24 protein-coding genes and 1 other RNA gene are annotated in these 21,785 nt (G+C 62.4%); 18 read left to right on the plus strand and 7 right to left on the minus strand.

The window, feature by feature from the left end:
* Positions 1-48: 48 nt before the first annotated feature.
* Positions 49-408: a transfer-messenger RNA gene (gene ssrA / locus AC1D0N_RS13930) on the minus strand.
* A 180-nt stretch (positions 409-588) separates the two neighbouring features.
* Between ssrA and AC1D0N_RS13935 the strand changes: the two genes are divergently transcribed.
* Both AC1D0N_RS13935 and AC1D0N_RS13940 read left to right on the plus strand, forming a co-directional pair.
* Positions 589-900: a DUF2853 family protein gene (locus AC1D0N_RS13935; protein ID WP_477244731.1), complete on the plus strand. Its 312-nt coding sequence runs from the start codon at positions 589-591 to the stop codon at positions 898-900.
* Between the two features lie 241 nt (positions 901-1,141).
* The gene (locus AC1D0N_RS13940) at positions 1,142-1,936 is read left to right on the plus strand and encodes a thymidylate synthase (protein ID WP_477244733.1); all 795 of its coding nucleotides are present in this window, start codon (positions 1,142-1,144) and stop codon (positions 1,934-1,936) included.
* Positions 1,937-2,115: 179 nt separating this feature from the next.
* Here the strand turns inward: AC1D0N_RS13940 and AC1D0N_RS13945 are convergent, their stop codons facing one another.
* On the minus strand, positions 2,116-2,322 hold the full coding sequence (locus AC1D0N_RS13945) for a TOBE domain-containing protein (RefSeq protein WP_477244735.1): 207 nt from the start codon (positions 2,320-2,322) through the stop codon (positions 2,116-2,118).
* 172 nt (positions 2,323-2,494) lie between these two features.
* Here AC1D0N_RS13945 and modA point away from each other — a divergent pair, with 172 nt between their 5' ends.
* From modA to AC1D0N_RS13965, 4 genes are all read left to right on the plus strand, one after another.
* Positions 2,495-3,292 carry a molybdate ABC transporter substrate-binding protein gene (modA, locus tag AC1D0N_RS13950; RefSeq protein WP_477244737.1) on the plus strand — a complete coding sequence of 266 codons (798 nt, stop codon included), beginning with the start codon at positions 2,495-2,497 and terminating at the stop codon, positions 3,290-3,292.
* Positions 3,293-3,307: 15 nt separating this feature from the next.
* Positions 3,308-4,012, plus strand: a complete 705-nt coding sequence (gene modB, locus AC1D0N_RS13955) for a molybdate ABC transporter permease subunit (protein ID WP_477244739.1) — start codon at positions 3,308-3,310, stop codon at positions 4,010-4,012.
* Complete coding sequence (gene modC / locus AC1D0N_RS13960; RefSeq protein WP_477244741.1) at positions 4,009-5,121, plus strand: molybdenum ABC transporter ATP-binding protein; 1,113 nt, start codon at positions 4,009-4,011, stop codon at positions 5,119-5,121. Before modB ends, modC begins: the two co-directional genes overlap by 4 nt.
* A 90-nt stretch (positions 5,122-5,211) precedes the next feature.
* Positions 5,212-5,553: a winged helix-turn-helix domain-containing protein gene (locus tag AC1D0N_RS13965; protein WP_258600902.1), complete on the plus strand. Its 342-nt coding sequence runs from the start codon at positions 5,212-5,214 to the stop codon at positions 5,551-5,553.
* A 110-nt stretch (positions 5,554-5,663) separates the two neighbouring features.
* On the opposite strand, the gene cobF is transcribed toward AC1D0N_RS13965, so the two are convergent.
* Complete coding sequence (cobF, locus tag AC1D0N_RS13970; RefSeq protein ID WP_477244743.1) at positions 5,664-6,425, minus strand: precorrin-6A synthase (deacetylating); 762 nt, start codon at positions 6,423-6,425, stop codon at positions 5,664-5,666.
* Positions 6,426-6,567: 142 nt separating this feature from the next.
* Between cobF and AC1D0N_RS13975 the strand changes: the two genes are divergently transcribed.
* From AC1D0N_RS13975 to AC1D0N_RS14005, 7 genes are all read left to right on the plus strand, one after another.
* Positions 6,568-7,581: a DUF4424 domain-containing protein gene (locus AC1D0N_RS13975; RefSeq protein ID WP_477244745.1), complete on the plus strand. Its 1,014-nt coding sequence runs from the start codon at positions 6,568-6,570 to the stop codon at positions 7,579-7,581.
* Positions 7,581-8,111, plus strand: coding sequence for a dihydrofolate reductase (locus AC1D0N_RS13980; RefSeq protein ID WP_477244747.1), 531 nt, complete (start codon positions 7,581-7,583; stop codon positions 8,109-8,111). The genes AC1D0N_RS13975 and AC1D0N_RS13980 overlap by 1 nt, the downstream gene beginning before the upstream one ends.
* Positions 8,108-8,722, plus strand: a complete 615-nt coding sequence (locus AC1D0N_RS13985) for a dimethylsulfonioproprionate lyase family protein (RefSeq protein WP_477244748.1) — start codon at positions 8,108-8,110, stop codon at positions 8,720-8,722. Before AC1D0N_RS13980 ends, AC1D0N_RS13985 begins: the two co-directional genes overlap by 4 nt.
* A 154-nt stretch (positions 8,723-8,876) precedes the next feature.
* Positions 8,877-9,995: an FtsH protease activity modulator HflK gene (gene hflK, locus AC1D0N_RS13990; protein ID WP_477244750.1), complete on the plus strand. Its 1,119-nt coding sequence runs from the start codon at positions 8,877-8,879 to the stop codon at positions 9,993-9,995.
* Complete coding sequence (hflC, locus tag AC1D0N_RS13995; RefSeq protein WP_477244751.1) at positions 9,995-10,927, plus strand: protease modulator HflC; 933 nt, start codon at positions 9,995-9,997, stop codon at positions 10,925-10,927. Before hflK ends, hflC begins: the two co-directional genes overlap by 1 nt.
* Before the next feature lie 5 nt (positions 10,928-10,932).
* On the plus strand, positions 10,933-11,124 hold the full coding sequence (locus AC1D0N_RS14000; RefSeq protein WP_477244753.1) for a DUF2065 domain-containing protein: 192 nt from the start codon (positions 10,933-10,935) through the stop codon (positions 11,122-11,124).
* 123 nt (positions 11,125-11,247) lie between these two features.
* Entirely contained in the window at positions 11,248-12,765 is a 1,518-nt protein-coding gene (locus AC1D0N_RS14005; RefSeq protein WP_477244755.1) for a DegQ family serine endoprotease, read from the plus strand.
* Positions 12,766-12,814: 49 nt separating this feature from the next.
* Here AC1D0N_RS14005 and AC1D0N_RS14010 read toward each other — a convergent pair whose 3' ends face one another.
* Positions 12,815-13,384, minus strand: coding sequence for a GNAT family N-acetyltransferase (locus AC1D0N_RS14010; RefSeq protein WP_477244757.1), 570 nt, complete (start codon positions 13,382-13,384; stop codon positions 12,815-12,817).
* A complete protein-coding gene (serB, locus tag AC1D0N_RS14015) occupies positions 13,381-14,268 on the minus strand; it encodes a phosphoserine phosphatase SerB (protein ID WP_477244759.1) in 888 nt (295 codons plus the stop codon). Before serB ends, AC1D0N_RS14010 begins: the two co-directional genes overlap by 4 nt.
* Between serB and miaA the strand changes: the two genes are divergently transcribed.
* The gene (miaA, locus tag AC1D0N_RS14020) at positions 14,258-15,226 is read left to right on the plus strand and encodes a tRNA (adenosine(37)-N6)-dimethylallyltransferase MiaA (protein ID WP_477244761.1); all 969 of its coding nucleotides are present in this window, start codon (positions 14,258-14,260) and stop codon (positions 15,224-15,226) included. The genes serB and miaA overlap by 11 nt on opposite strands.
* Positions 15,227-15,355: 129 nt before the next feature.
* Positions 15,356-16,147, plus strand: coding sequence for a GGDEF domain-containing protein (locus AC1D0N_RS14025; RefSeq protein WP_477244763.1), 792 nt, complete (start codon positions 15,356-15,358; stop codon positions 16,145-16,147).
* Positions 16,148-16,427: 280 nt separating this feature from the next.
* On the opposite strand, the gene AC1D0N_RS14030 is transcribed toward AC1D0N_RS14025, so the two are convergent.
* On the minus strand, positions 16,428-18,254 hold the full coding sequence (locus AC1D0N_RS14030; protein WP_477244765.1) for an ATP-binding protein: 1,827 nt from the start codon (positions 18,252-18,254) through the stop codon (positions 16,428-16,430).
* A 151-nt stretch (positions 18,255-18,405) separates the two neighbouring features.
* On the opposite strand from AC1D0N_RS14030, the gene AC1D0N_RS14035 reads away from it, so the two are divergent.
* Genes AC1D0N_RS14035 through AC1D0N_RS14045 form a run of 3 tightly spaced genes read left to right on the plus strand, consistent with a single transcriptional unit; the run spans position 18,406 to position 19,835 of the window.
* Positions 18,406-18,972, plus strand: coding sequence for a helix-turn-helix domain-containing protein (locus AC1D0N_RS14035; RefSeq protein ID WP_477244766.1), 567 nt, complete (start codon positions 18,406-18,408; stop codon positions 18,970-18,972).
* A 4-nt stretch (positions 18,973-18,976) separates the two neighbouring features.
* Entirely contained in the window at positions 18,977-19,285 is a 309-nt protein-coding gene (locus AC1D0N_RS14040) for a hypothetical protein (protein ID WP_477244768.1), read from the plus strand.
* A gap of 22 nt (positions 19,286-19,307) precedes the next feature.
* Complete coding sequence (locus AC1D0N_RS14045; RefSeq protein ID WP_477244769.1) at positions 19,308-19,835, plus strand: GNAT family N-acetyltransferase; 528 nt, start codon at positions 19,308-19,310, stop codon at positions 19,833-19,835.
* An 8-nt stretch (positions 19,836-19,843) separates the two neighbouring features.
* Here AC1D0N_RS14045 and AC1D0N_RS14050 read toward each other — a convergent pair whose 3' ends face one another.
* Complete coding sequence (locus tag AC1D0N_RS14050; protein ID WP_477244771.1) at positions 19,844-21,646, minus strand: NAD(P)-binding domain-containing protein; 1,803 nt, start codon at positions 21,644-21,646, stop codon at positions 19,844-19,846.
* Between the last annotated feature and the right edge of the window lie 139 nt (positions 21,647-21,785).

Raw genomic sequence — 21,785 nt, forward strand, 5'->3', positions numbered from 1 at the left:
TTGAAGACAGCTTCAGGCTGCAGCGAAAACACATGAGGTGAGAGGAGAAGTGGAGGTTTCTGTTGCCAGGTACCTCCGAACCCCGCCTAGAAGTGCGAACCTCTAGGGCTTGAATTGAAGCTATCGCACCGCTTACGCGGCGAGACGTGCTTCCGCATAGTTGTCATTTGCAACTACAGGTTTAGCCCGATGACGGTGGTACCATGCCGGGCAAAAGTACGATCTTTACACCTTCGTCGATCCTATTTCGCCCCCATCAACAGCCGCTCCGAATGACAGAGCGGTTCTTGGTGGAGGCGCCGGGTACCGCCCCCGGGTCCGAACGGCTTATTTCATCGCCCATTTATCGCCATAGTCGGTCAAGCCGACAAAACGAATATAGGGGCCCATCGCAAAAAATGAAAGGCCGCATTGATGCTTTGTGCTCGCGTCAAAGGGTGCCCCAAACGGCGACACGAAGGGTTGACTTGCAAACGGTCTCAACCGAAGCTTCGCGGTGGTGAGGAGTGAACGACCTAGCGCACAGGTTGCGGCAGCGCGCCACAACCCTCATCGATCGGATCCGTGGCGCCGACGTGGGGAATTTTGATGGCCGACTATCTCGCAGACGTGAAGAAATACGACGCCGCGGCAAGCGCCGATGCGGTCGCCAAGATCGTCAAGCATCTCGGCATCGCGCTGAGGAACCGCGATTCCTCGCTGGTGTCGTGCACCGATCCCAAGGAACTCGATCGGGTCAAGGCGGGCTGGGTTTCCAAGAAGCTCGGCATCACCGACGGCAGCAAGGCCGATGCCTCGATCGAAAAGGCCTGCAAGGCGATGGCGGCCGACAACACCAAGAGCCGGGTGACCTTCTACTATCTGGTCGCAAAGGACCTGGGCAAACTCGGCTCCCTCTGAGACCTTTTTGATAATTCTACTCTGGCGGCCGACTGGCGCGGTTTTCTGCGCTTCCGGTGCTCACGTACCTTAAGTACGCTCCGCTCCGGTTCTCGAAAACCACGCCATTCGACTCGCCAGAGCGAATTCTGAAAAAGGTCTCCACCGCATCAGCCTGCCAGGATGGGTAAGATTTCAGACAGGCGTGGCGTCAGGGCATACTTGCGCTATGATTGGTGAGACCCCGAATCGAGGCGAACCGATGCGCCAATATCTCGACCTTTTGAAGCATGTGCTGGAAAACGGCACCGATCGCGGCGACCGCACCGGCACCGGCACGCGTGGCGTATTCGGCTACCAGATGCGCTTCGACCTGGCGCGCGGCTTTCCGGTCACCACCACCAAGAAGCTGCACCTGAAGTCGATCGTGCATGAGCTCCTGTGGTTCCTGGCCGGCGACACCAACATCAAATATCTCAACGACCACGGCGTCTCCATCTGGGACGAATGGGCCGACGAGAACGGCGACCTCGGCCCGGTCTATGGCAAGCAATGGCGCTCGTGGCCGGATGGCCGTGGCGGCGGGATCGACCAGATTGCGAACCTTCTCAAGGAGATACGCAAGAACCCTAATTCGCGGCGGCTGATCGTTTCGGCGTGGAACCCGGCCGAGGTGGAAGCCATGGCGCTGCCGCCCTGCCACTGCCTGTTCCAGTTCTATGTCTCGGAAGGCAAGCTTTCCTGCCAGCTCTACCAGCGCTCGGCCGACATCTTTCTCGGCGTGCCGTTCAATATCGCTTCCTACGCGCTGCTGACGCTGATGGTGGCGCAAGTCACCGGGCTGAAGCCGGGTGACTTCATCCATACGCTTGGCGACGCGCATCTCTATTCGAACCATTTCGAGCAGGCGCGCGAACAGTTGCGGCGCACGCCCAAGGCGCTGCCGACGCTGTGGATCAATCCCGAGGTGAAGGATCTTTTTGCTTTCCGCTTCGAGGATTTCAGGCTCGAGAACTACCTCGCCGACGCAACGATCAAGGCGCCGATCGCGGTCTAAGGCGTGCCGATATTCAGGTGAGGTCGGCCTGCAAATGGCTGATACCTGCGCTTCCGGTGCTCACGTACTTAAGTACGCTCCGCCTCGGTATCAGCCATTTTCGACTCGGGCTGACCTGAATCTCAACACACCTTAGGTTCAATGTCGGAATTTGCAGGACGTCTGCCCGACCATCGCTGTCAATCGATGCCGACCATGACGTCCGAGGCCTTGATCACGGCAAAGGCCTGCTTGCCCTTTTCGAGCTTGAGATCGGCGACGGCCTCGTTGGTGATCGAGGCGGTGACGACCGAACCGCCAATGTCGATACGGACGTGCGAAGTGGTGGCACCTTTGACGATCTCGACAATCGTTCCCTTGAGGATATTGCGGGCACTGATTTTCATAGACGTCTCCTTTGATCTCTATTTCGCTGTATCCAACTGAAATCATCGTAGGTCGCGGCAGCCTCAAGATACAATGGTGGCTTGGAGCAAAAACCTTCCATTGTTATGTTCATCCGGATATATCGATCGGCAGGCCGCGAGCCGATCAGGTTTCAAACCCAGGGAGAGTTTCATGCTGACGCGCAAAGATTTCGGATTGAGGGCGATTGCGATCGGTGGTTTTGCGGCGGCGCTGATGGCTGCCGTGCCGGCGGCGCATGCCGAAGACAAGGTCGTGGTTTTTGCCGCGGCGAGCCTCAAGGACGGCCTTGACGCCGTCAACAAGGCCTGCGAGGCCGATGTCGGCGAAGCCGCGACCATTTCTTACGCGGCAAGCTCGGCGCTGGCCAAGCAGATCGAGGGCGGCGCGCCGGCCGATGTGTTCATCTCGGCCGATCTCGACTGGATGAAATACCTTTCCGACAAGAAGCTGACCAAGCCCGACACGGAAGTGAAGCTGCTCGGCAACCAGATCGTGCTGGTGGCGCCGAAGGATTCGAAGGCCGAGACCAAGATCGAGAAGGGTTTCGACCTCGCCAAGCTTATCGGCGACGGCAAGCTCGCCATGGGCGATTTCAAGGCGGTGCCGGCCGGCAAATACGGCAAGGCCGCACTTGAATCGCTCGGCGTCTGGTCCTCGGTCGAGGGCAAGGCGGCGCAGGCCGAGAATGTGCGCGCAGCGCTCAAGCTGGTCTCGACCGGGGAAGCGGCGCTCGGCATCGTCTACGCCACCGACGCGCATGCCGACAAAGCTGTGAAGGTGGTCGGCACCTTCCCCGAGGATTCGCACCCGCCGATCATCTATCCGGTTGCCCAGACGGCCGATTCCAAGGACAAGGATACGCCGGCTTTCCTGAAGTGTCTTGAGTCTGCCAAGGCGGCGGAACTGTTCAAGGCACAAGGCTTCACGATCCTGGCGCCGAGCAACTAAGGCAACGCCTGACGCATGAACTGGCTGCTGGACCTCACTCCCGACGAATGGAATGCGGTCCGGCTGTCCATCAAGGTAGCGACGGTGGCGATGCTCGCCAGCCTGCCACCGGGCATATTGATCGCACTGGTGCTTGCCCGAGGCCAATTCTGGGGCAAGACGCTGCTCAACGGGCTGGTGCATCTGCCGTTGATCCTGCCACCGGTGGTGACCGGCTATTTGCTGCTGCTGACCTTCGGCAAGCGCGGCCCGGCCGGCGCCTTTCTTGCCGAGCATTTCGGCATTGTTTTCTCCTTTCGCTGGACGGGTGCGGCACTCGCCTGCGGCGTCATGGGCTTTCCCCTCATGGTGCGGGCGATTCGGCTGTCGATCGAGGCGGTGGATCGCAAGCTGGAAGCGGCGGCGGGAACGCTCGGCGCCAACCCACTGTGGGTGTTTGCCACCATCACTTTGCCGCTGATCCTGCCCGGCCTGATTGCCGGCGCCATCCTGTCGTTTGCCAAGGCGATGGGCGAATTCGGCGCGACCATCACGTTCGTTTCCAACATCCCCAACGAGACGCAGACGCTGCCGTCGGCGATTTATACTTTTACGCAGGTGCCGGGCGGCGATGAAGGCGCGCTGCGGCTGACGCTGATCTCGATCGTCATCTCGATGGCGGCGCTGGTCGCCTCGGAAGTGCTGGCGCGGCGCGTCGGCCGGCGGATGGACATCGAATGAGTGTTCTCGTCGACATCAGCCATCGCCTCGGCGATTTCGGCATCGACGCCCGCTTCGAGAGCGACGGGCGGCTGACCGCGCTGTTCGGGCCCTCCGGCTCCGGCAAGACGACGCTGATCAATTTGATCGCCGGGCTGATCCGGCCCGACAAGGGGCGGATCGAAGTCGACGGCCGTGTGCTGGTCGATACCGATGCCGGCCTGTTCATGCCGAAGCACAAAAGGCGAATCGGCATGGTGTTCCAGGACGCGCGGCTGTTTCCGCATCTGAGCGTCGCCGGCAACCTTCGTTATGGCCACTGGTTTACGCCGACGGCGGAGCGCTACGCGGATTTCAATGCGGTGGTCGACTTGCTTGGCATCGCTCATCTGCTCGACCGGCGGCCGGCAAAGCTTTCCGGCGGCGAAAAACAGCGCGTGGCGATCGGCCGGGCGCTGCTGGCCAGTCCGAAACTGCTTTTGATGGACGAGCCGCTGGCTTCGCTCGACGAAGCCCGCAAGGCCGAGATCCTGCCCTATGTCGAGCGGCTGCGCGACGAGACGAAAATCCCGATCGTCTATGTCAGCCATTCCGTCGCCGAGGTGGCGCGGCTGGCAAGCGACGTGGTGGTGCTGTCGCAAGGCCAGGTAGCCGCTTTCGGCCCGACCGGGGCGATCATGCAGCGGCTCGACCTTCTGCCGGCGGAAGAGCGCGGACAAGGCGGCGCGGTCCTGGACACCAGCGTGCTGCGCCACGACGAGGCGTTCGGCATGACCGTGCTTGGCTCGGCAGCGGGCGAGATCCGTGTGCCGCGGCTGGCAATGGCGGCCGGTGCCCCGGTGCGCATCCGTATTCGCGCCCGCGACGTGATGATCGCCACCGAGCAGCCGGCGGGGCTCAGTGCACTCAACATTTTGCCAGGCACGATCATCGCGATAAAGCCGGGCGAGGGACCCTCGGTCGAAATCGGCATCGACTGCAACGGCGCCATCGTGCTTGCCCGCATCACCGAGCAGTCGCGGCAGACGCTGAAATTGCGGCTCGGCGGAAAAGTCTTCGCGGTGGTCAAGACGGTGAGCTTCGATCGGGCGAATACCGGCGCCGGCCTGCCTGCCGAGGCGCATGGATAGTCGCGAACGATGTCGTTATATCGATTTGGAATAGCGGTGAGCGCGTTGAGGGCCTAATGTGGGTAAGGACGTGACTGCGGAGGACCGGAAATGCCATCGCTGAGCTTGCGCATAAACCTCGATCCGGACGGGCGCATCGGACCCGGCAAGATCGAGCTTCTCGAGCAGATCGCCGCCTTCGGCTCGATCTCGGCCGCGGCGCGCGGCATGGAGATGTCCTACAAGCACGCCTGGGATCTGGTTGAGGACATGAACCGGGTGTTCGGCAAGCCGCTGGTCGCAGCGCAGACCGGTGGCAGAAAAGGCGGCGGCGCCCAATTGACGTCTGTAGGGCTCGCCGTGGTCAGCCGCTTTCGCGCCATAGAACGGGCGGCGACGTCCGCGGCAGCGACGCATATGGAGGCACTGCAGGCGGAGATTGATGCGGGGTGAGGGAATAGGCAGTAGTGAGTAGGCAGTAGGCAGTAGGCAGTAGGCAGTAGGCAGTAGGCAGTAGGCAGTAGGGAACGACGCCGGCTTCACCGCTCACTATCGACTACTCCCTATTCCTGCTTGCGCAGCAGATACGTGTCCATGATCCAGCCTTTTTTCCGGCGGGCTTCTTCACGGGTTTTCTCGATCTCGGCGCCGACATCGCCGAGGCGGCCGGAGATGAGGATCTCGTCGGGCGTGCCGAGATAGGCGCCCCAGTGGATGACCAGATCCTTGTCGTCCAGCGTGTTGAAGGCGCATTTGCCGTCCAGCATGACGACCGTGCTGCCGGCATTTTCGGGCATGCCTTCGTGGGTGAGGCGGCGGCCGGTGGTGACCAGGATGGAATCGCCGATGCGGTTCAGCGCCATTTTGTGGCCGGCGGCCAGTGCCTGAACGGCGGTGATGCCGGGAATGACCTCCAGCTCGAACGCGACATTGTTCCTGAGGCGCACGCGCTCCAGAATGCGCAGCGCGCTGTCGTAGAGCGAGGGGTCGCCCCAGATCAGGAAGGCGCCGCAGCCGTCTTCGGCAAGCTCGTCGCGGATCAGGTCTTCATAAATCGCGGCGATCGCCTCATGCCAGTCATCGACGGTCGGGCGGTAGGAGGGCGCTGGCTCGGCGCGCACCGGCACATCGAATTCGACACGGCGCGAGTTCGGGTTGGTAACGAAACGGTCGCAGATCTGGCGGCGCAGTTCGGCGAGGTCGATCTTTTTCGCGCCCTTGTCGGGAATGAACAGCACGTCGGCGCGGTTCAGGCCGTCAATGGCCTGGACCGTCATGTGGTCGGGATTGCCGGCGCCGATGCCGATGACGAGAAGCGTGCGCATGGGCGAACTCCTGCCCGATCGGAACCGGCATGTCCAGACAAGCATGACGTGTGGGCAAGCGTAGGCGAGCGTGCCGAAGGGCTTTGAAACGCCACATTGAAACGGCTAGTGTCGCGACGGCATTCTCGCCGAGGGGGCTTCCATGTTTCGCTCTATCCTGACCGCAGCGCTGGCGCTTTCGGCCGCACCTGCCTTGGCCAATGATTCGGTTGCCGAACTGGGCACCGGCGGGCTGATCCTGTCGCGCAGCGACGCCGTGTCGATGGAAAGCGAGGACCTCTACATCTCGCCGGAAAAGGTCACGGTCGACTATGTCTTCCGCAACAACACCGACAAGGATGTCGACGCGATCGTTGCCTTCCCGATGCCCGACATTTCAGGCGATCCCGAGGAGAGCCCGGCGATCCCTGAAAATCAAAGCGACAATTTCCTCGGTTTCGAAGTGACGATCGATGGCGTCGCGGCAAAGCCGCAACTCGAGCAGAAGGTGTTTGCACTCGGCATCGACATCGGCGCCGATTTGAAGGCGCAAAACGTGCCGTTCAATCCGTTCGGGGATGCGGCAAAGGCGGCGCTGGAAAAACTACCGCAGGCGGTTGCCGATGACTGGGTCAACCGCGGCATCATCATCCAGGACTCGTCTGACGACGCGGCCTCGAAACCCGTCTACGCGCCGTTCTGGCAATTGCGTTCGACCTATTGGTGGCGTTCGACCTTTCCGGCCAACAAGGCGGTCAAGGTTTCGCATCGCTACAAGCCGAGCGTCGGCGGCACATCCTCGGTCAGCTTCTTCTATGACGGCCAGTTCCAAGGCCAGTACGCCGCCTACAAGCCCCGCTATTGCATGGACGACGCTTTCGAGAATGCGGTGCGCAAGGCAGCGAAGGATGATCCCGACGGTTATCCGAAATATTTCGAGAGCCGTATCGCCTATATCCTGACCACCGGCGGTAATTGGGCGGCGGGAACCATCGGCAAATTCAAGCTGACCGTCGACAAGGGCAATCCGAAGGCGCTGATCTCGTTCTGCGGCGACAATGTGAGGAAGCTCGGGGCGACGACATTCGAGATGACGGCGAGCGATTTCTACCCCGAGCACGACATCGACATCCTGATCCTCGATCCGACGGACAGCGACAACGGGAATGGCGGCTGATGGACGTCGCGATCTATGTTGCCATCGCCGAGAATGGCGTGATCGGGCGCGATGGCGGCTTGCCATGGCGGCTTTCCACCGATCTCAAGCGCTTCAAGGCCGATACGATGGGCAAGCCGATCATCATGGGCCGCAAGACCTATGAAGGCATCGGCCGGCCCTTGCCGGGCAGGCTGAATATTGTGGTGACCCGCGACAAGGCCTGGCGCGCCGAGGGCATCGAAATCGCGCATTCGCTCGACGAGGCCATCAAACTGGCGACCGTGCGTGGGCGCTGCATGGCCGGCGCCGACGAAATCTGCGTCGTCGGCGGCGGCGAGATCTATGCTCAGGCGCTGCCGCTGGCCGACCGTCTGCACGTCACCCATGTGCTGGCCAGTGTCGATGGCGACGCGCATTTCCCTGACATCGACCCGGATTTGTGGCGGCTTGTCAGTTCGCAGGATATCCCAGCCGGTGAAAAGGACAGTCATGCGACGCGCTATACGGTCTATGAACGCCGCCGGCCAATGGCACAGGTATTTCCATGACGGTCAGCATGCACCGGCCGCTCGGTGCTTTCATGGATTTGCTCAGCACGGAGATCCGCTCACGTATGGGAAATGATCCGTCGCGCGAAGCCGCCCATAGGCGGATTTTCGGCGACATGGCACTTGAGGCGCCGCAGGCGAGCCATGAGCTGCCCCAACGCCAGCCGGCCTGCCGTCATCTTGCGGCGTGCTTTGCCGATCTTGAAAAGCTCGGCGGCAATCTCGGCAAGCTCGCTGTCGCGTTGCGTGAGATCGAACCCAATCTCAGCTGGAACAACCAAAGCGAACGTCGCAAATCGGCGGTGCTAGCTGAGAACTACGCCGATTCCTTCATTGTCGGTCCGCGAGGCTTCGTCCCGAGCAGCAGAGTCGAGATCGGAGTCTCGGTGATGGCGCCGCACACGACGTATCCCGACCATAGGCATCCACCGGAAGAGCTCTATCTTGTCTTGTCGCAGGGCGAGTGGCGGCAGAATGCCGACGCGTGGCACGAGCCGGGCGTCGGCGGAGTCGTCTACAATCCGGCTAACATCGTCCATGCCATGCGTGCCAACGCGAAGCCACTTTTTGCTATTTGGTGCCTGCCCTTAGACAATGGGCCGCATTCATAGGGCGACTTATTGGAATTTGCCGCTTTCGCCGGCTCAAATCGGACAATGCAGTGTCGGATCGCGTTGAAAGCGCGCCCGGGCATCCCTATAGAAGAACAACTGGATTTCGCGCCGCAACGCCGGCGCCGAGGGAATTCCAAGCGAAAGGACATTCATGCCCTGGAACGATAAAAGCGGCGGTGGCGGCGGCCCATGGGGCGGCGGCGGCGGCAACAATCAGGGGCCCTGGGGGCAGGGACCAAAGGGACCGAGCGGTCCGCAAGGCTCGCCTCCCGATCTTGAAGACATCATCCGGCGCGGCCAGGACAGGCTCCGGCGCGCGCTGCCCGGCGGTGGCGGCGCCAGCCCCGCCGTCTTCGCACTGATCGCGGCCGCACTGGTCGTGCTGTGGGCATTCAAGGCGGTCTACACCGTGCAACCCGATGAGGTTGCGGTGGAGTTACGCTTCGGCAAGCCGAAGGCCGAACTCTCGCAACCCGGCCTGCATTTCCATTGGTGGCCGATCGAAACGGTCGAGACGGCCAACATCGCCGAGCAGCTCGTCGACATCGGTGGCGGCAACACCAGCGGCAACGGCCTGATGCTTTCTGGCGACCAGAACATCGTCAACGTGCAGTTCTCGGTGGCCTATCAGGTTTCCGATCCGCGGGCCTATCTGTTCGACGTCTCCGATCCCGAAGGCATGCTGCAGCAGGTCGCCGAAAGCGCCATGCGCGAAGCCGTCGGCCGGCGACCGGCCCAGGACATCTTCCGCGACGACCGCCAGGGCATTGCGGCATCGGTGCGCGAAATCATCCAGACGACCCTGGACGGCTACAAGGCCGGCCTGAACGTCAATGCGGTTTCGATCGAGGACGCGGCGCCGCCGCGCGATGTCGCCGATGCGTTCGACGAAGTGCAGCGCGCCGAGCAGGACGAGGACAAGTTCGTCGAGCAGGCCAACCAGTATTCCAACCAGAAGTTGGGCCAGGCGCGCGGCGCGGCGGCACAGGTCCGCGAGGATGCGGCCGCTTACAAGAACCGTGTCGTGCAGGAGGCCGAAGGCGAGGCGCAGCGCTTCATCTCGGTCTATGACGAATACGCCAAGGCGCCGGATGTGACGCGCAAGCGGCTTTATCTGGAAACCATGGAGAAGGTCCTGAAAGACTCAAACAAGGTCATCGTCGAACAGGGCAACGGGCAAGGGGTCGTTCCCTATCTGCCGCTGCCGGCACTGCAGCAGAAGGCGCCGGCGCCTTCTGCGCTGGGTACGACCACGGGAGTAGCCCAGTGATGGCCAACCGTCTCCCCATCCTCGCGGTCGTCGCCGCGGTCATCCTGTTCCTGATCTATTCGTCTGTCTTCGTGGTCAACGCACGCCAGCAGGCGCTGGTGCTGCGCTTCGGCGAGATCGTCGACGTCAAGAATGAGCCCGGCATCTATTTCAAGGCGCCTTTCGCCTTCTTCGATGCCGACAGCGTGCAATTGATCGAAAACCGGGTGCTGCGCTTCGATCTCGACAACATCCGCGTCCAGGTTTCGGGCGGCAAGTTCTACGAGGTCGATGCTTTCATCGCCTATCGCATCTCGGATCCGCGGGTGTTCCGCGCCGCCGTATCCGGTCAGATCGGACTGGCCGAGGCACGGTTGCGGACGCGTCTCGATGCGGCACTGCGCCGTGTCTACGGTCTGCGCGACTTCGAGGCAGCGCTTTCGGAAGAGCGTGCCGTGATGATGCGCGAAGTGCGCGACCAGCTCAGGCCTGATGCCACCTCGCTCGGCCTGCAGATCGAGGACGTGCGCATCCGCCGGACCGACCTGACGGCTGAGGTTTCGCAGCAGACGTTCGACCGCATGAAGGCCGAACGCCTGGCCGAAGCCGAGCGGCTCAGGGCGCGCGGCAAGGAAGCCGCGCAGCGCATCACCGCCCGCGCCGACCGTGAAGTGGTTGAGATCGTCGCCGAAGCGCAGAAGGAATCGGAGATACTGCGCGGTGAGGGCGAAGCCCAGCGCAGCGCCACCTTCGCCGATGCCTACAAACGCGATCCTGCCTTCTTCGATTTCTACCGGTCGATGAGCGCCTATGGCACGGCGCTGGACAATAGCGGGACGACGATGGTGCTGTCGCCGAACTCGGAGTTCTTCCGCTTCTTCCGCGATCCCGAAGGCAAGGCTCCGCCGACAGCTCCCGCTGTAGCGGCTACACCGCCAAGCACCGGCCAGTAAGGCCGGTGCAGGATTTCCTGGCGGCAATAGGCCTGGTCCTCGTCATCGAGGGCCTGGTCTATGGCGGTTTTCCGAACCTCGCCAAAAAACTCGCCGGGGAGGTGCTGTCGATGCCGGAGAATGCGCTGCGCATTGCCGGGCTGGCTGCGATCGCCATCGGTGTCGGCATCGTCTGGCTGGTGCGCGGCTGGCTGTAACGGAGGATTTATCCTCTGCCGGTAGTCATAGCCGCAAACGTGCCGTATTTTTTGCCAACATGGCGCGACGCGGCATTTTGCCGACGCGCTTTACTTCTTCTTAAAACACCGGGAGGCCTCTCGATGACATCCAACACCCTTCTGCGCGCAGCGAGGCGGACGTTCATCGCCGGCGCAGCGGCGCTTCTCGTCGGCACCGTCGCCGTCCCGTCCTTCGTGACGCCGACGGTGGCCGCGGACGGGCCGGCATCTGTCGCCGACCTTGCCGAGGGCCTGCTTGGCGCGGTGGTCAACATCTCGACCTCGCAGACGGTGAAGGGCACGGAAGGTCCGGGCGCTGTGCCGATGCCGCAGCTTCCCGAAGGCTCGCCCTTCCAGGACTTCTTCGACGACTTCTTCAAGAACCGTGGCGGCGACAAGGATGGCGGCTCGCAGAAAGTGCAGTCGCTGGGTTCCGGCTTCGTGGTCGACGCCGAGCAGGGCATCGTGGTGACCAACAACCACGTCATTGCCGACGCCGATGATATCGAGGTGAATTTCTCCGATGGCATCACGCTAAAGGCGACGCTGGTCGGCACCGACACCAAGACCGACGTTGCCGTGCTGAAGGTCGATCCGAAAGGGCACAAGCTGACGGCGGTGAAATTCGGCGATTCCAACAAGATGCGAGTCGGCGACTGGGTGATGGCGATCGGCAATCCGTTCGGCCTCGGCGGCACGGTGACGGTCGGCATCGTTTCAGCCCGCAACCGCGACATCAATTCCGGTCCCTATGACGACTTCATCCAGACCGATGCCGCTATCAACCGCGGCAATTCCGGCGGGCCGCTGTTCAATAGCACCGGCGAGGTCATCGGCATCAACACCGCGATCATCTCGCCGTCGGGTGGCTCGATCGGCATCGGCTTCTCCATTCCTTCGCAGCTTGCCTCGGGCGTCGTCGATCAGCTGCGCCAGTTCGGCGAGACGCGGCGCGGCTGGCTTGGCGTGCGCATCCAGCCGGTGACCGACGACATCGCCGAGAGCCTCGGCATGGCGACCGCCAAGGGCGCGCTGGTCGCCGGGGTCATCAAGGGCGGACCGGTCGACAACGGCACCATCCTGGCCGGCGACGTCATCATCAAGTTCGACGGCAAGGACATCCATGAAATGCGCGACCTGCCGCGCGTCGTGGCGGAAAGCCCGGTCGGCAAGGCGGTCGACGTGATCATCGTGCGCAAGGGCGTCGAGCAGACCGTGAAAGTGACGCTCGGCCGGCTCGAGGACGGCGAGAAGCTCGCCAGCGGCGAAGACGGCACTACCGACGAGGATAAGGGCGGCGACAAGGCGCCTGCGGTTTCAACGGCTTCGGTGCTCGGCATGACCGTCGGCGAACTCAATGACGAGACGCGGACCAAGTTCGGCATCGCCGCCGATGTCTCGGGCGTCGTCATCACTGACGTTACCAAGGACTCGGCTGCCGCCGAACGCGGCATCCAGGCCGGCGAGGTGATCACCGAGATCGCGCAGGAATCGGTCGCGACCCCGAAAGACGTCATGGACCGGATCGGCGCGCTGAAGGAGCAGGGCCGCAAGAATGCACTTCTGATGCTGGCGTCCAAGACCGGCGAATTGCGGTTCGTTACGATCCGGATGGATTGAATCCGGAAGGGCCGATAACGCTCTGATCCTGATATGAAAAAGGCGGCTACTAAGCCGCCTTTTTTCTTGCCTGCCAGTCCTGCCGCGAAAGCCTGTAGAGGACGTGCCTCTTGAGATGAGGGTGGCTGTCGGGAATCTCTGGATGATCGAAGTCTCTCGATGGATCGGCGGTCATGCCGAGACGCTCCATGACGGCGGTCGAGCGGCGGTTGGCCGCTACGGCGAAGGAGACGATTTCGTCGCGATCAAGCGTTTCGAAGCCAAAGGCGAGCCAGGCTTCGGAGGCCTCGGTGACATAGCCCTTGCCCCAGAATTCGGGCGCCAGCCGCCAGCCGATCTCGATCGTATCTGAAGGCATGGACGGCACGTGATCGGTCTCCAAGAGGCCGACAAAGCCAATGCATTCGCCCGTCGCGGCAATCGCGGCGGCGGCAAAACCAAAGCCGTCCTCGGCGATCCAGCCCCGAAATTCGTCCATCTTGGCATCCGTCTCGGCACGCTCGCGGCGGAACGGAAAGAATTCCATCACCCGCTCGTCCGAATTGATGCGATGAAAGAGTTCGCGATCGCGGTCTTCCCAGTTGCGCAGGATCAGGCGCTCGGTGCGCATCGGTTTCATCCGGCAAACTCCTCCTGGTGATAGCCCTGGAGATAGAGCAGCGCCGTCAGATCGCCATGGTCGATGCGAACCTTGGCTTGCGCGGCCACAGTCGGCTTGGCGTGCAGCGCAACACCGGTGCCGGCCAGCCGGATCATGTCGAGGTCGTTGGCGCCGTCGCCGACGGCAATGGCGTCGGCCGGAGTCAGGCCCAGGCGGGCCGAAATCTCGTTCAGGGCATCGGCCTTGGCGGCGCGGCCGAGGATCGGCTCGGCGACCAGCCCGGCAAAGCGCCCGTTTTCCTCGATCAGGCGGTTGGCGCGATTTTCCTGAAAGCCGAGCATGTCCGCGATGCGGCTGGTAAAGACGTCGAAGCCGCCGGAGACGAGTGCCGTCCAGGCGCCGTTCTTCCTCATCGTCTGCACCAGAGCGCGGCCGCCGGAGGCCAGCGTCAGCCGATTGGCGATGATGCGGTCGACCACGGCAGTGTCGAGGCCTTTCAACAACGCCACCCGCTCGCGCAGGGCCGGTTCGAACGCGATCTCGCCATTCATCGAGCGCGCCGTGATGGCGGCGACACGATCCTTGACGCCGATCTCGTCGGCAAGCTCGTCGATGCACTCCTGGTCGATCATGGTCGAATCCATATCGGCGATGAGGATCTTTTTTCGCCTGCCGTCAGATGGCTGGACGATCACGTCGAGCGGTTCGGACGCCAGCGCGGTGCGCAGGCTGGCGGTCGTCTCCGTGGCTTTGGCCGCCTCGGGCAGGACGAGATCGCAAGCGATGCCTTCGGCCAGCCAGCGAACAGCGCTTGCGCCGACCAACCGTGACGCCATATTCGCAAGCGAGGCCGACAATGCGTGGCCGGCGGGATGGGACACAAGCGTGGCGATGAGCGGCATTGAAAATTCCGACGAGCAGGCGGGCGAGGGCCGCGTGAAGAACGCGATCCTGATAGCCGGGCCGACCGCCAGCGGCAAGTCGGCGCTGGCGCTCGATCTCGCCGAGCGCAAGGGTGGTGTCATCGTCAACACCGATTCCATGCAGGGCTATTCGGTGCTCGACGTGCTGACGGCGCGGCCGCGTGCCGCCGAGCTCTTCCGTGCGCCGCACTTTCTCTACGGCCACGTTCCTCCGTCGACCGCCTATTCCACCGGCGCCTGGCTGCGCGACGTGATGAAGCTGATCGACGACGGCACGCTTTCCGGGCGACCTGATGGCACGTTCTTCGAACGGCCAGTGATTTTCGTCGGCGGCACCGGGCTTTACTTCCGGGCGCTGGCGGAAGGCATTTCGGAAATGCCCGACATTCCGCAGTCGATCCGCGACCGCTGGCGCTATGAACTCAAGGAGCAGGGGTCGGAAAAGCTGCACCGCATCCTGCTGCATGAGGATTCGGCGGTCGCCATGTCGCTGAAGCCGACCGACAGCCAGCGCATCGTGCGCGCGCTCGAAGTGCTCGATGCGTCTGGCCGTTCCATCCGGGAGTGGCAAGCGGCGCGCGGCCGGCCGCTGATCGACCGCGACAGCGCAAAATTCCTGGTCATCGAGCCGGACCGCGCGGCCTTGGTGGAACGCATCGAGGCGCGGTTCGACCGCATGCTTGACCAGGGCGCGCTGGAAGAGGTCAAACAGTTGGTGGCGCTCGGCCTCGACCCTGATATGCCGGCGATGAAGGCGATCGGCGTGCGCGAACTGCAGGCGGCGATGGCCGGGGACATGAGCTTTGCCGAAGCCATTGAACGGGCCAAGATCGCGACACGGCAATATGCCAAGCGTCAGGCGACCTGGTTCAGGCACCAGCTAGGCCCGCAATGGCGCAGATTGCTGCTCGGCGACGTCTCGGAAATCGCCATCTGAGTCAACGCTTCTCAACCAATCTTAAAAGTTGACGTTAATTGTAGATTTCCCGTCGAGGTTGTCCTGGTTAACCCTCCGTAAGGCCCTGCATGCCATAAAGTCTGTGGGCACTTTTCCAACGGGGAGCAGATGCGTTTCCACAAGGCGGAATCCGCATTTTTCGTCTTTATCTTCGTGATCCTCGCCGCGGGCCTGGTGACGCTTCATGCCTATGGACTTCTGCAGGCCTTTGCCGACGAGGTCCACACGCCTTCCAAGACCGAGGAGATCGCCTATCTCAACAAGCTGTTGCTGGCGACCGGCGTGCTTTTGGCGACCGCATTGTTCTTCGGTATTTTCTTCATCTACCCGATGATCCGCAGGCAGGCGGCTGAAGAGGGCAAGCTGCGCGCCATGACGGTCTCGCTCAGCGCCCGTTCGGATTCGCTGGAGCACGCAGCGCTGACCGACGGCCTGACGGGTATGCAGAACCGGCGCTATTTCGACGATGCGTTGAAGGAATATCTCGAGGAATTCCGCCGCATCGAGAAGCCCGTCGGGCTAATGATCCTCGACCTCGACCATTTCAAGCAGGTTAACGACACCCATGGCCACGATGTCGGCGACGAGGTGCTGAGGGCCGTCGCCGGTTGCCTGAAGGGCATCACACGCTATCACGATGTGGTGGCGCGGCTCGGCGGCGAGGAGTTCGCCGTGGTCACGCCCAATATGGACGCCGAGCTTCTGGCCAAATTCGCCGAGCGCATCCGCAAGGCGGTCGCCAATATGTCGGTACTGTCGGGCAATGTCCGCCTGAAGATCACCACCAGCGTCGGCCTTGCCGTCTGGGACCGCAAGGAATCGGCGGAGGACTTTTATCGCCGCGCCGATCGCCAGCTGTATGAAGCAAAAAGGCAGGGACGCAATCGCGTCTCCGCCTAAAATCCCGTCATTAAATTCGTGATGCTGGCCGTTTGATGCCGGCTTCTGCGCTTCCGGCCTTCGCCGGCCGAAGCAGTCATGAGTGGTGTGACTGTCAAGGCTACGGCCGGCGTAGGCCGGTGCTCACGGACCCAAAAGTCCGCTCCGCTCCGGTTCTCGAAGTCGACACCAACCGACTCAGCCTGACGAATTTCCTGACGGGATTTACCCAAGCGGGCAACGAACAAGAGCTTGACGCGGCTTCTTGATCGTTCGGTGGAGTGAGGTTAGGCCTCTCGCCTCAGTCGTTCTGGGGGCGCAGGCCGAACGTTGCGGGTTTGAGGCCGTAGCGCAAGTCGAAATCGTCGTCCGGCTGGATGCGCGTCGCGGGTGGCTTGCGGTAGTCGGGATCGCCGGCTTGCCGGCCCGAATCGACGACTTCGGCAAAGGCCATCGCAGATTGCGCCTTTGGCACGTTGCGCAGCCGTTCGACGATCGCGGCAAGATCGACATCGCCGCTGGTTTCGGACTCAAAATCGTCGCGCTTGGCGGTGCCGGGGATCAGTTCTTGTGACAGTTTCTCGAATTTGAGCCGCATGGTGGTCGCTACGCCTTCACCGAAGGCGATGGCTTCGCGCTGGCCCATGGACGACAGGAACGCCAGCGTCGAGGCCGAGGAATCGGCGATCGCCGAGCGGATGATCGCCTGGTCCTGTTCATTGGCCAGCCGCATGGCAAAGAAGGTCGAGCACTGCGACAGGATGGTCGGATCGAGTTCGCCCGGGCGCTGGGTGACGACACCGAGATAGCAGCCATATTTGCGGCCTTCCTTGGCGATGCGCGACAGCGCATGCCTGGTCGGCGCGAAGCCAAGGCGAGGATCGGCCGGCATGTAGCGGTGCGCTTCCTCGCACAGCAGGAGCAGCTTCAGCCGTCCTTCGCTCCACAGCGCAAGGTCGAAGGCCAGGCGCGCCAGCACCGAACAGACGGAGTTGACCACTTCGGACGGCATGCCCGCCATCTCGAAGCAGGTCACCGGGCGGCCGTGATGGGGCACGCGGAAAATGTTGCCGATCGTCTCGTGGATCGTGTCCTCGATCAGGCGCGAATTGAACATGAAGCGGTAGCGCGGATCGGATGCGGCCGATTCGATGCGCGTCTTCAGCGATTTGAGCGTGGGGCGGTCGTTCTTGCTTTCCAGCAGTCCCATGCGCTCGTCGATCTGCTTGATGAGATCGACCATGCGATAGGGCACCGGTGTGTCCGCGGTCAGCGCATCGCTGCCACGCTTGATGTAGGCGCCCGAATTCGGATTGCGGTACAGATTCTTGGCGGCCGGGATAAGATCGCGCAGGACATCGACTTCTTCCGGAACAGTCTCGCGCCCGCGAAACAGCACTTCGGCGAACTCTTCGAGCCTGAACATCCAGAACGGCAGGTCCAGCGTCTTTGAATCGACCCGGACGCAATATTCGGGCAGCGATGCGGCGAATTCATTGTGCGGATCGAGAATAAGGATACGCAGGTCGGGCCGGGCGGCGATCGACTTGCGCAACAGCAGCGAGACGGCGGTGGATTTGCCGACGCCGGTGGTGCCGACAATGGCGAAATGGCGTGCCAGCGTGTCGTCGATGGCGATGTTGGCGTCGATCGCCTCGTCCTGCGACAGGGTGCCGATGGTGATCGAATGACGCCCGGCGAGATCGTAGACCGCCTGCAGGTCACGGCTGCGGATGCGGTGGGCAATGGCGCCGATATGCGGATAGGTGGTGATGCCGCGGTCGAAAATCGGTTTGGCGCCAGGCTCGGCGCCGTCGCGGACCTCGCCGATGAGCTCGACGCTGACCTCGATCGGGTTCTGGCCCTCATTGCTCCAGGCACGATCCGACTTGCCGATCTCATAGACCAGACCTACGGTTCGCGACGTGCCGAGATTGATGGAGATCATCTTGCCGACCGTCCACAGGCCGGTGATGGCGCCTTCGATGTCGTCGGCATAGGCGCTGATGGTGGCCCGCGCGCCGTCGCATTGCACGACATTGCCCAGAATGCGCTTGTCGTTCTGTTCCGCGTGGCGGCGCTCCTGCGATGTCGGTTCTCCGACGGAGGCTTCGCGTTCGACAAACATCAATAGCCGTCCCCATTTCCCTGAGCTTCGACCCTACACAGACGGGGTTAAGGCGGGGTGAGGTCGGATGGTGTAGGCGGTGTTAAGCTCTTTGCGAAAATTGACTCGATTAGCCTCTTTTCCCGTCTCATAAATTCGATATATTGGACGAATGACTGATATAGCGAATGACATCTCCTCGACCATCGGCAGAAGAATACACGCCGAGAGGACTTTGCGGGACTGGTCGCTGGCTGAGCTCGCCGACCGCTCCGATGTGTCGAAAGCCATGCTGAGCACCATAGAACGCGGCAAGACGAGCCCGACCGCGGCACTGCTCGTGCGCATCGCCGCAGCCTTCGGCATGACGCTTTCGACTCTCATCGCGCGGGCCGAACTGCAAGGCGGTGGCCTGCTTCGCGAAGGCGATCAGCCGCTGTGGCGCGATCCCGCCACGGGTTATGTCCGGCGGCATCTGTCGCCGGTGTCGGACATGCCGCTCGAACTGGTCAGGGTGCAGTTGCCGGCCGGCGCCAAGGTGAGTTTTCCCGCGGCATCCTACGCCTTCATCAAGCAGCAGATGTGGTTGATCTCCGGGCGGCTGGAATTCATCGAGGGCGATGTCGTGCACACTCTCGAGCCTGGCGACTGCCTGGCGCTCGGGGCGCCGTCGGACTGCACCTTCCACGCGGCCGGGCCGGACGCCGCCGATTATCTGGTCGCGCTGGTCAGGGGCTGAACGCATGGCACGCCGTCCCAAACGCTCCGACAATGGAGGGCCGCCGCTCGACGACTACAAGGGGCCGCCATGGGGCAAGGGCGACCCCTACATCTTCCTCGCCTGGCAGGCCGCGCACGCCAAGGCGTGGAAAGCGCCGAGCCGCGAGGTGATGCTGATGCGGATGGAAAAGGCCGAACGGCTGGGCCTGACCTATGAGGAATACACGCTCGAAATCCTCGAACGCGGGCTGCATCTGCAGCCGCAGGACAGCGATCGCATTGCCGCGATCAAGGCCGCGCGCAAGCGACGCCGGGTCAGTCGTCTGGATTGAAGACAGCAAGGACACAGGACGCATGGGTTCCATGGAAATCAAAGTTCTGAGCCAGGCTGCCGCAACGCAAGAAATGCTGGCCGACATGCTGATCGAAACGGTCGCGGCCGGCGGATCGGTCAGCTTCATGCATCCGTTGTCGAGGCAACTGGCGGAAGCCTTCTGGAACAACGCGCTGGCGGCGGCAGCGAGGGGCGAAAGAGCGGTGCTCGGCGCATGGGATGGCGAGGTTCTCGTCGGCACCGTCACCTTGCTGCTCGATTGTCCGCCCAATCAGCCGCACCGGGCCGAGATTGCCAAGCTGATGACTCGTGTCGACCATCGCGGCAAAGGCATTGCGACCCGCCTGATGCGGGCCGCCGAAGACCTTGCCGTGGAGAGGGGCCGCAGCTTGCTGGTGCTGGACACCGCCACCGAGGAGGGTGCTTCCGGTCTCTACGAGAGACTCGGCTTCACGCTTGCCGGCGAAATACCGGACTATGCCTTGAAGCCGCATGGCGGGCTGACCGGCACGCTCATCTACTGGAAGCGCATCGGCCAGCGTCGGTAACAGCTGGTCTAACTCTTGTGATGCACCTGCTGCAGCCCGTAGACCGGGGTCGCGATGCCCTCATGCCGCGCCTTCAACTGCAGCGACAGGAATTGCGAATAGTGGCGTGACTGGTGCAGGTTGCCGCCGTGGAACCACAGCGCCTCCTGCTGCGTCGGCTTCCACATGTTGCGCAACTCGCCCTCCCACGGGCCCGGATCCTTGGTGGTGTTCGAGCCGAGGCCCCAGCATTTGCCGACCTTGTCGGCGACATCCCTGGAGATCAGGTCGGCCGCCCAGCCATTCATCGAGCCGTAGCCGGTGGCGTAGACGATGAGATCCGCCGGCAGTTCCGAGCCATCGGAAAGCAGCACCGAATGCTCTTTGATCTCCTTTACGTCGACGCCGCTTTTCAGCTTGATCGAACCGTCGATGATCAGGTCGGAGGCGCCGACATCGATGTAGTAGCCTGAGCCGCGCCGGAGATATTTCATGAACAGGCCGGACTCGTCGTCGCCCCAGTCGAGCATGAAGCCGGCCTTCTCCAGGCCCTTGTAGAACTCGGCGTCGCGCTTCTTCATCTCGGCATAGGCCGGGATCTGGAACTCGTGCAGGATCTTGTAGGGCAGGGAGGCAAAGATGAGGTCGGCCTTGGCGGTGGTTATGCCGCTCTGCACCGCCTTCTCCGAATAGAGCGACCCCAGGCCGATTTCCATCAGCGTGTCGGATCTCGAAATATGGGTGGTCGAGCGCTGCACCATGGTGACATCGGCGCCGGCTTCCCAAAGTGCGGCGGCGATGTCGTGGGCGGAATTGTTGGAGCCGATGACAACCGCCTTCTTGCCGGCATAGGCGTCCGGCCCGGGGTGTTTCGAGGAGTGGTGCTGATCGCCCTTGAAGGTTTCCATGCCTTTGAATTTCGGCAGATTGGCCTTGCCGGACTGTCCGGTGGCCAGCACCAGCTGCTTCGGCCTCAGGGTGATGTCCTTGCCGTCGCGGCGCACCACAACGGTCCATTCTTTTTTCTTGTCGTCATAGACGGCGCTCTTCGCCTCCGTCGACGACCAGTAGTTCAGCTCCATGACCTTGGCATACATTTCCAGCCAGTCGCCGATCTTGTCCTTGGGCGCGAAGACCGGCCAGTTCCTGGGGAAATCGATATAGGGCAGATGGTCGTACCAGACCGGATCGTGCAGGCAGAGCGACTTGTAGCGCTTGCGCCAGCTGTCGCCGGCGCGCTCGTTCTTTTCGACGATGATGGTCGGAACGCCGAGCTGCCGCAACCGGGCGCCGAGCGCGATGCCGCCCTGGCCGCCGCCGATGATCAGCGTGTAGGGCTGCGTCTTGAAGCCGAGCTCGGCGGCCTCCTTCTCGCGCTCTTCCTTCCAGGTTGGACGGTTCTTGCCATGACCGTGCTTGGCGCCGAGCGGGCGGTCGAAGCCGGCCGGTTCCTCATGGCCTTTCAGTTCGACCATGGTGGTGAGCAGCGTCCAGATCTTGCCGTCCTTGAGCCGGATGTGGCCGAAGCCGCGCGCCACCTCTGTTTCGAAGCTGATCCAGCCTTCCAGCAGCCCGTCGCTTTCGCTGGCGTCTTCGCCTTTGGCAATTTCCCAATTCGATGGTTTTGTCTTCGCCAACTGGCTCACCAGCATGGCGCGCACCTGGTCGCGGCCTTCCATGGTCTTGATGTTCCAGGTGAAGGTGACGAGGTCGCGCCAGTAGCAATCCTCCTGAAAGCAGGCGACGGCCTTGTCGATATCGCCGGCGGCAAGTGCCGCGCCGAATTTGTCGAGCAGGTCGGAAAGCTTCTTGTTGGGGGCCTTGTCGAGCATCAGTTTCCTCCGCAATTTTTTCGTGGCCGCTTGGGATGAGCGGAACCTGCCGAAGCTTGATGTCCGGCCTTGCGCAGTATCGCGGCAAACTGGGCGCCGCGTCACGTCGTCAAATAGTTTGGCGCGTTTTCAGCGGCTT

It is taken from the genome of Mesorhizobium sp. P2_E10 (assembly GCF_056404235.1).

Coding starts and splice junctions, on each gene's coding strand:
- AC1D0N_RS13935 (WP_477244731.1), top strand. CDS start 589: ATGGCCGACTATCTCGCAGACGTGAAGAAATACGACGCCGCGGCAAGC.
- AC1D0N_RS13940 (WP_477244733.1), top strand. CDS start 1,142: ATGCGCCAATATCTCGACCTTTTGAAGCATGTGCTGGAAAACGGCACC.
- AC1D0N_RS13945 (WP_477244735.1), bottom strand. CDS start 2,322: ATGAAAATCAGTGCCCGCAATATCCTCAAGGGAACGATTGTCGAGATC.
- modA (WP_477244737.1), top strand. CDS start 2,495: ATGCTGACGCGCAAAGATTTCGGATTGAGGGCGATTGCGATCGGTGGT.
- modB (WP_477244739.1), top strand. CDS start 3,308: ATGAACTGGCTGCTGGACCTCACTCCCGACGAATGGAATGCGGTCCGG.
- modC (WP_477244741.1), top strand. CDS start 4,009: ATGAGTGTTCTCGTCGACATCAGCCATCGCCTCGGCGATTTCGGCATC.
- AC1D0N_RS13965 (WP_258600902.1), top strand. CDS start 5,212: ATGCCATCGCTGAGCTTGCGCATAAACCTCGATCCGGACGGGCGCATC.
- cobF (WP_477244743.1), bottom strand. CDS start 6,425: ATGCGCACGCTTCTCGTCATCGGCATCGGCGCCGGCAATCCCGACCAC.
- AC1D0N_RS13975 (WP_477244745.1), top strand. CDS start 6,568: ATGTTTCGCTCTATCCTGACCGCAGCGCTGGCGCTTTCGGCCGCACCT.
- AC1D0N_RS13980 (WP_477244747.1), top strand. CDS start 7,581: ATGGACGTCGCGATCTATGTTGCCATCGCCGAGAATGGCGTGATCGGG.
- AC1D0N_RS13985 (WP_477244748.1), top strand. CDS start 8,108: ATGACGGTCAGCATGCACCGGCCGCTCGGTGCTTTCATGGATTTGCTC.
- hflK (WP_477244750.1), top strand. CDS start 8,877: ATGCCCTGGAACGATAAAAGCGGCGGTGGCGGCGGCCCATGGGGCGGC.
- hflC (WP_477244751.1), top strand. CDS start 9,995: ATGGCCAACCGTCTCCCCATCCTCGCGGTCGTCGCCGCGGTCATCCTG.
- AC1D0N_RS14005 (WP_477244755.1), top strand. CDS start 11,248: ATGACATCCAACACCCTTCTGCGCGCAGCGAGGCGGACGTTCATCGCC.
- AC1D0N_RS14010 (WP_477244757.1), bottom strand. CDS start 13,384: ATGAAACCGATGCGCACCGAGCGCCTGATCCTGCGCAACTGGGAAGAC.
- miaA (WP_477244761.1), top strand. CDS start 14,258: ATGAGCGGCATTGAAAATTCCGACGAGCAGGCGGGCGAGGGCCGCGTG.
- serB (WP_477244759.1), bottom strand. CDS start 14,268: ATGCCGCTCATCGCCACGCTTGTGTCCCATCCCGCCGGCCACGCATTG.
- AC1D0N_RS14025 (WP_477244763.1), top strand. CDS start 15,356: ATGCGTTTCCACAAGGCGGAATCCGCATTTTTCGTCTTTATCTTCGTG.
- AC1D0N_RS14030 (WP_477244765.1), bottom strand. CDS start 18,254: ATGTTTGTCGAACGCGAAGCCTCCGTCGGAGAACCGACATCGCAGGAG.
- AC1D0N_RS14035 (WP_477244766.1), top strand. CDS start 18,406: ATGACTGATATAGCGAATGACATCTCCTCGACCATCGGCAGAAGAATA.
- AC1D0N_RS14040 (WP_477244768.1), top strand. CDS start 18,977: ATGGCACGCCGTCCCAAACGCTCCGACAATGGAGGGCCGCCGCTCGAC.
- AC1D0N_RS14045 (WP_477244769.1), top strand. CDS start 19,308: ATGGGTTCCATGGAAATCAAAGTTCTGAGCCAGGCTGCCGCAACGCAA.
- AC1D0N_RS14050 (WP_477244771.1), bottom strand. CDS start 21,646: ATGCTCGACAAGGCCCCCAACAAGAAGCTTTCCGACCTGCTCGACAAA.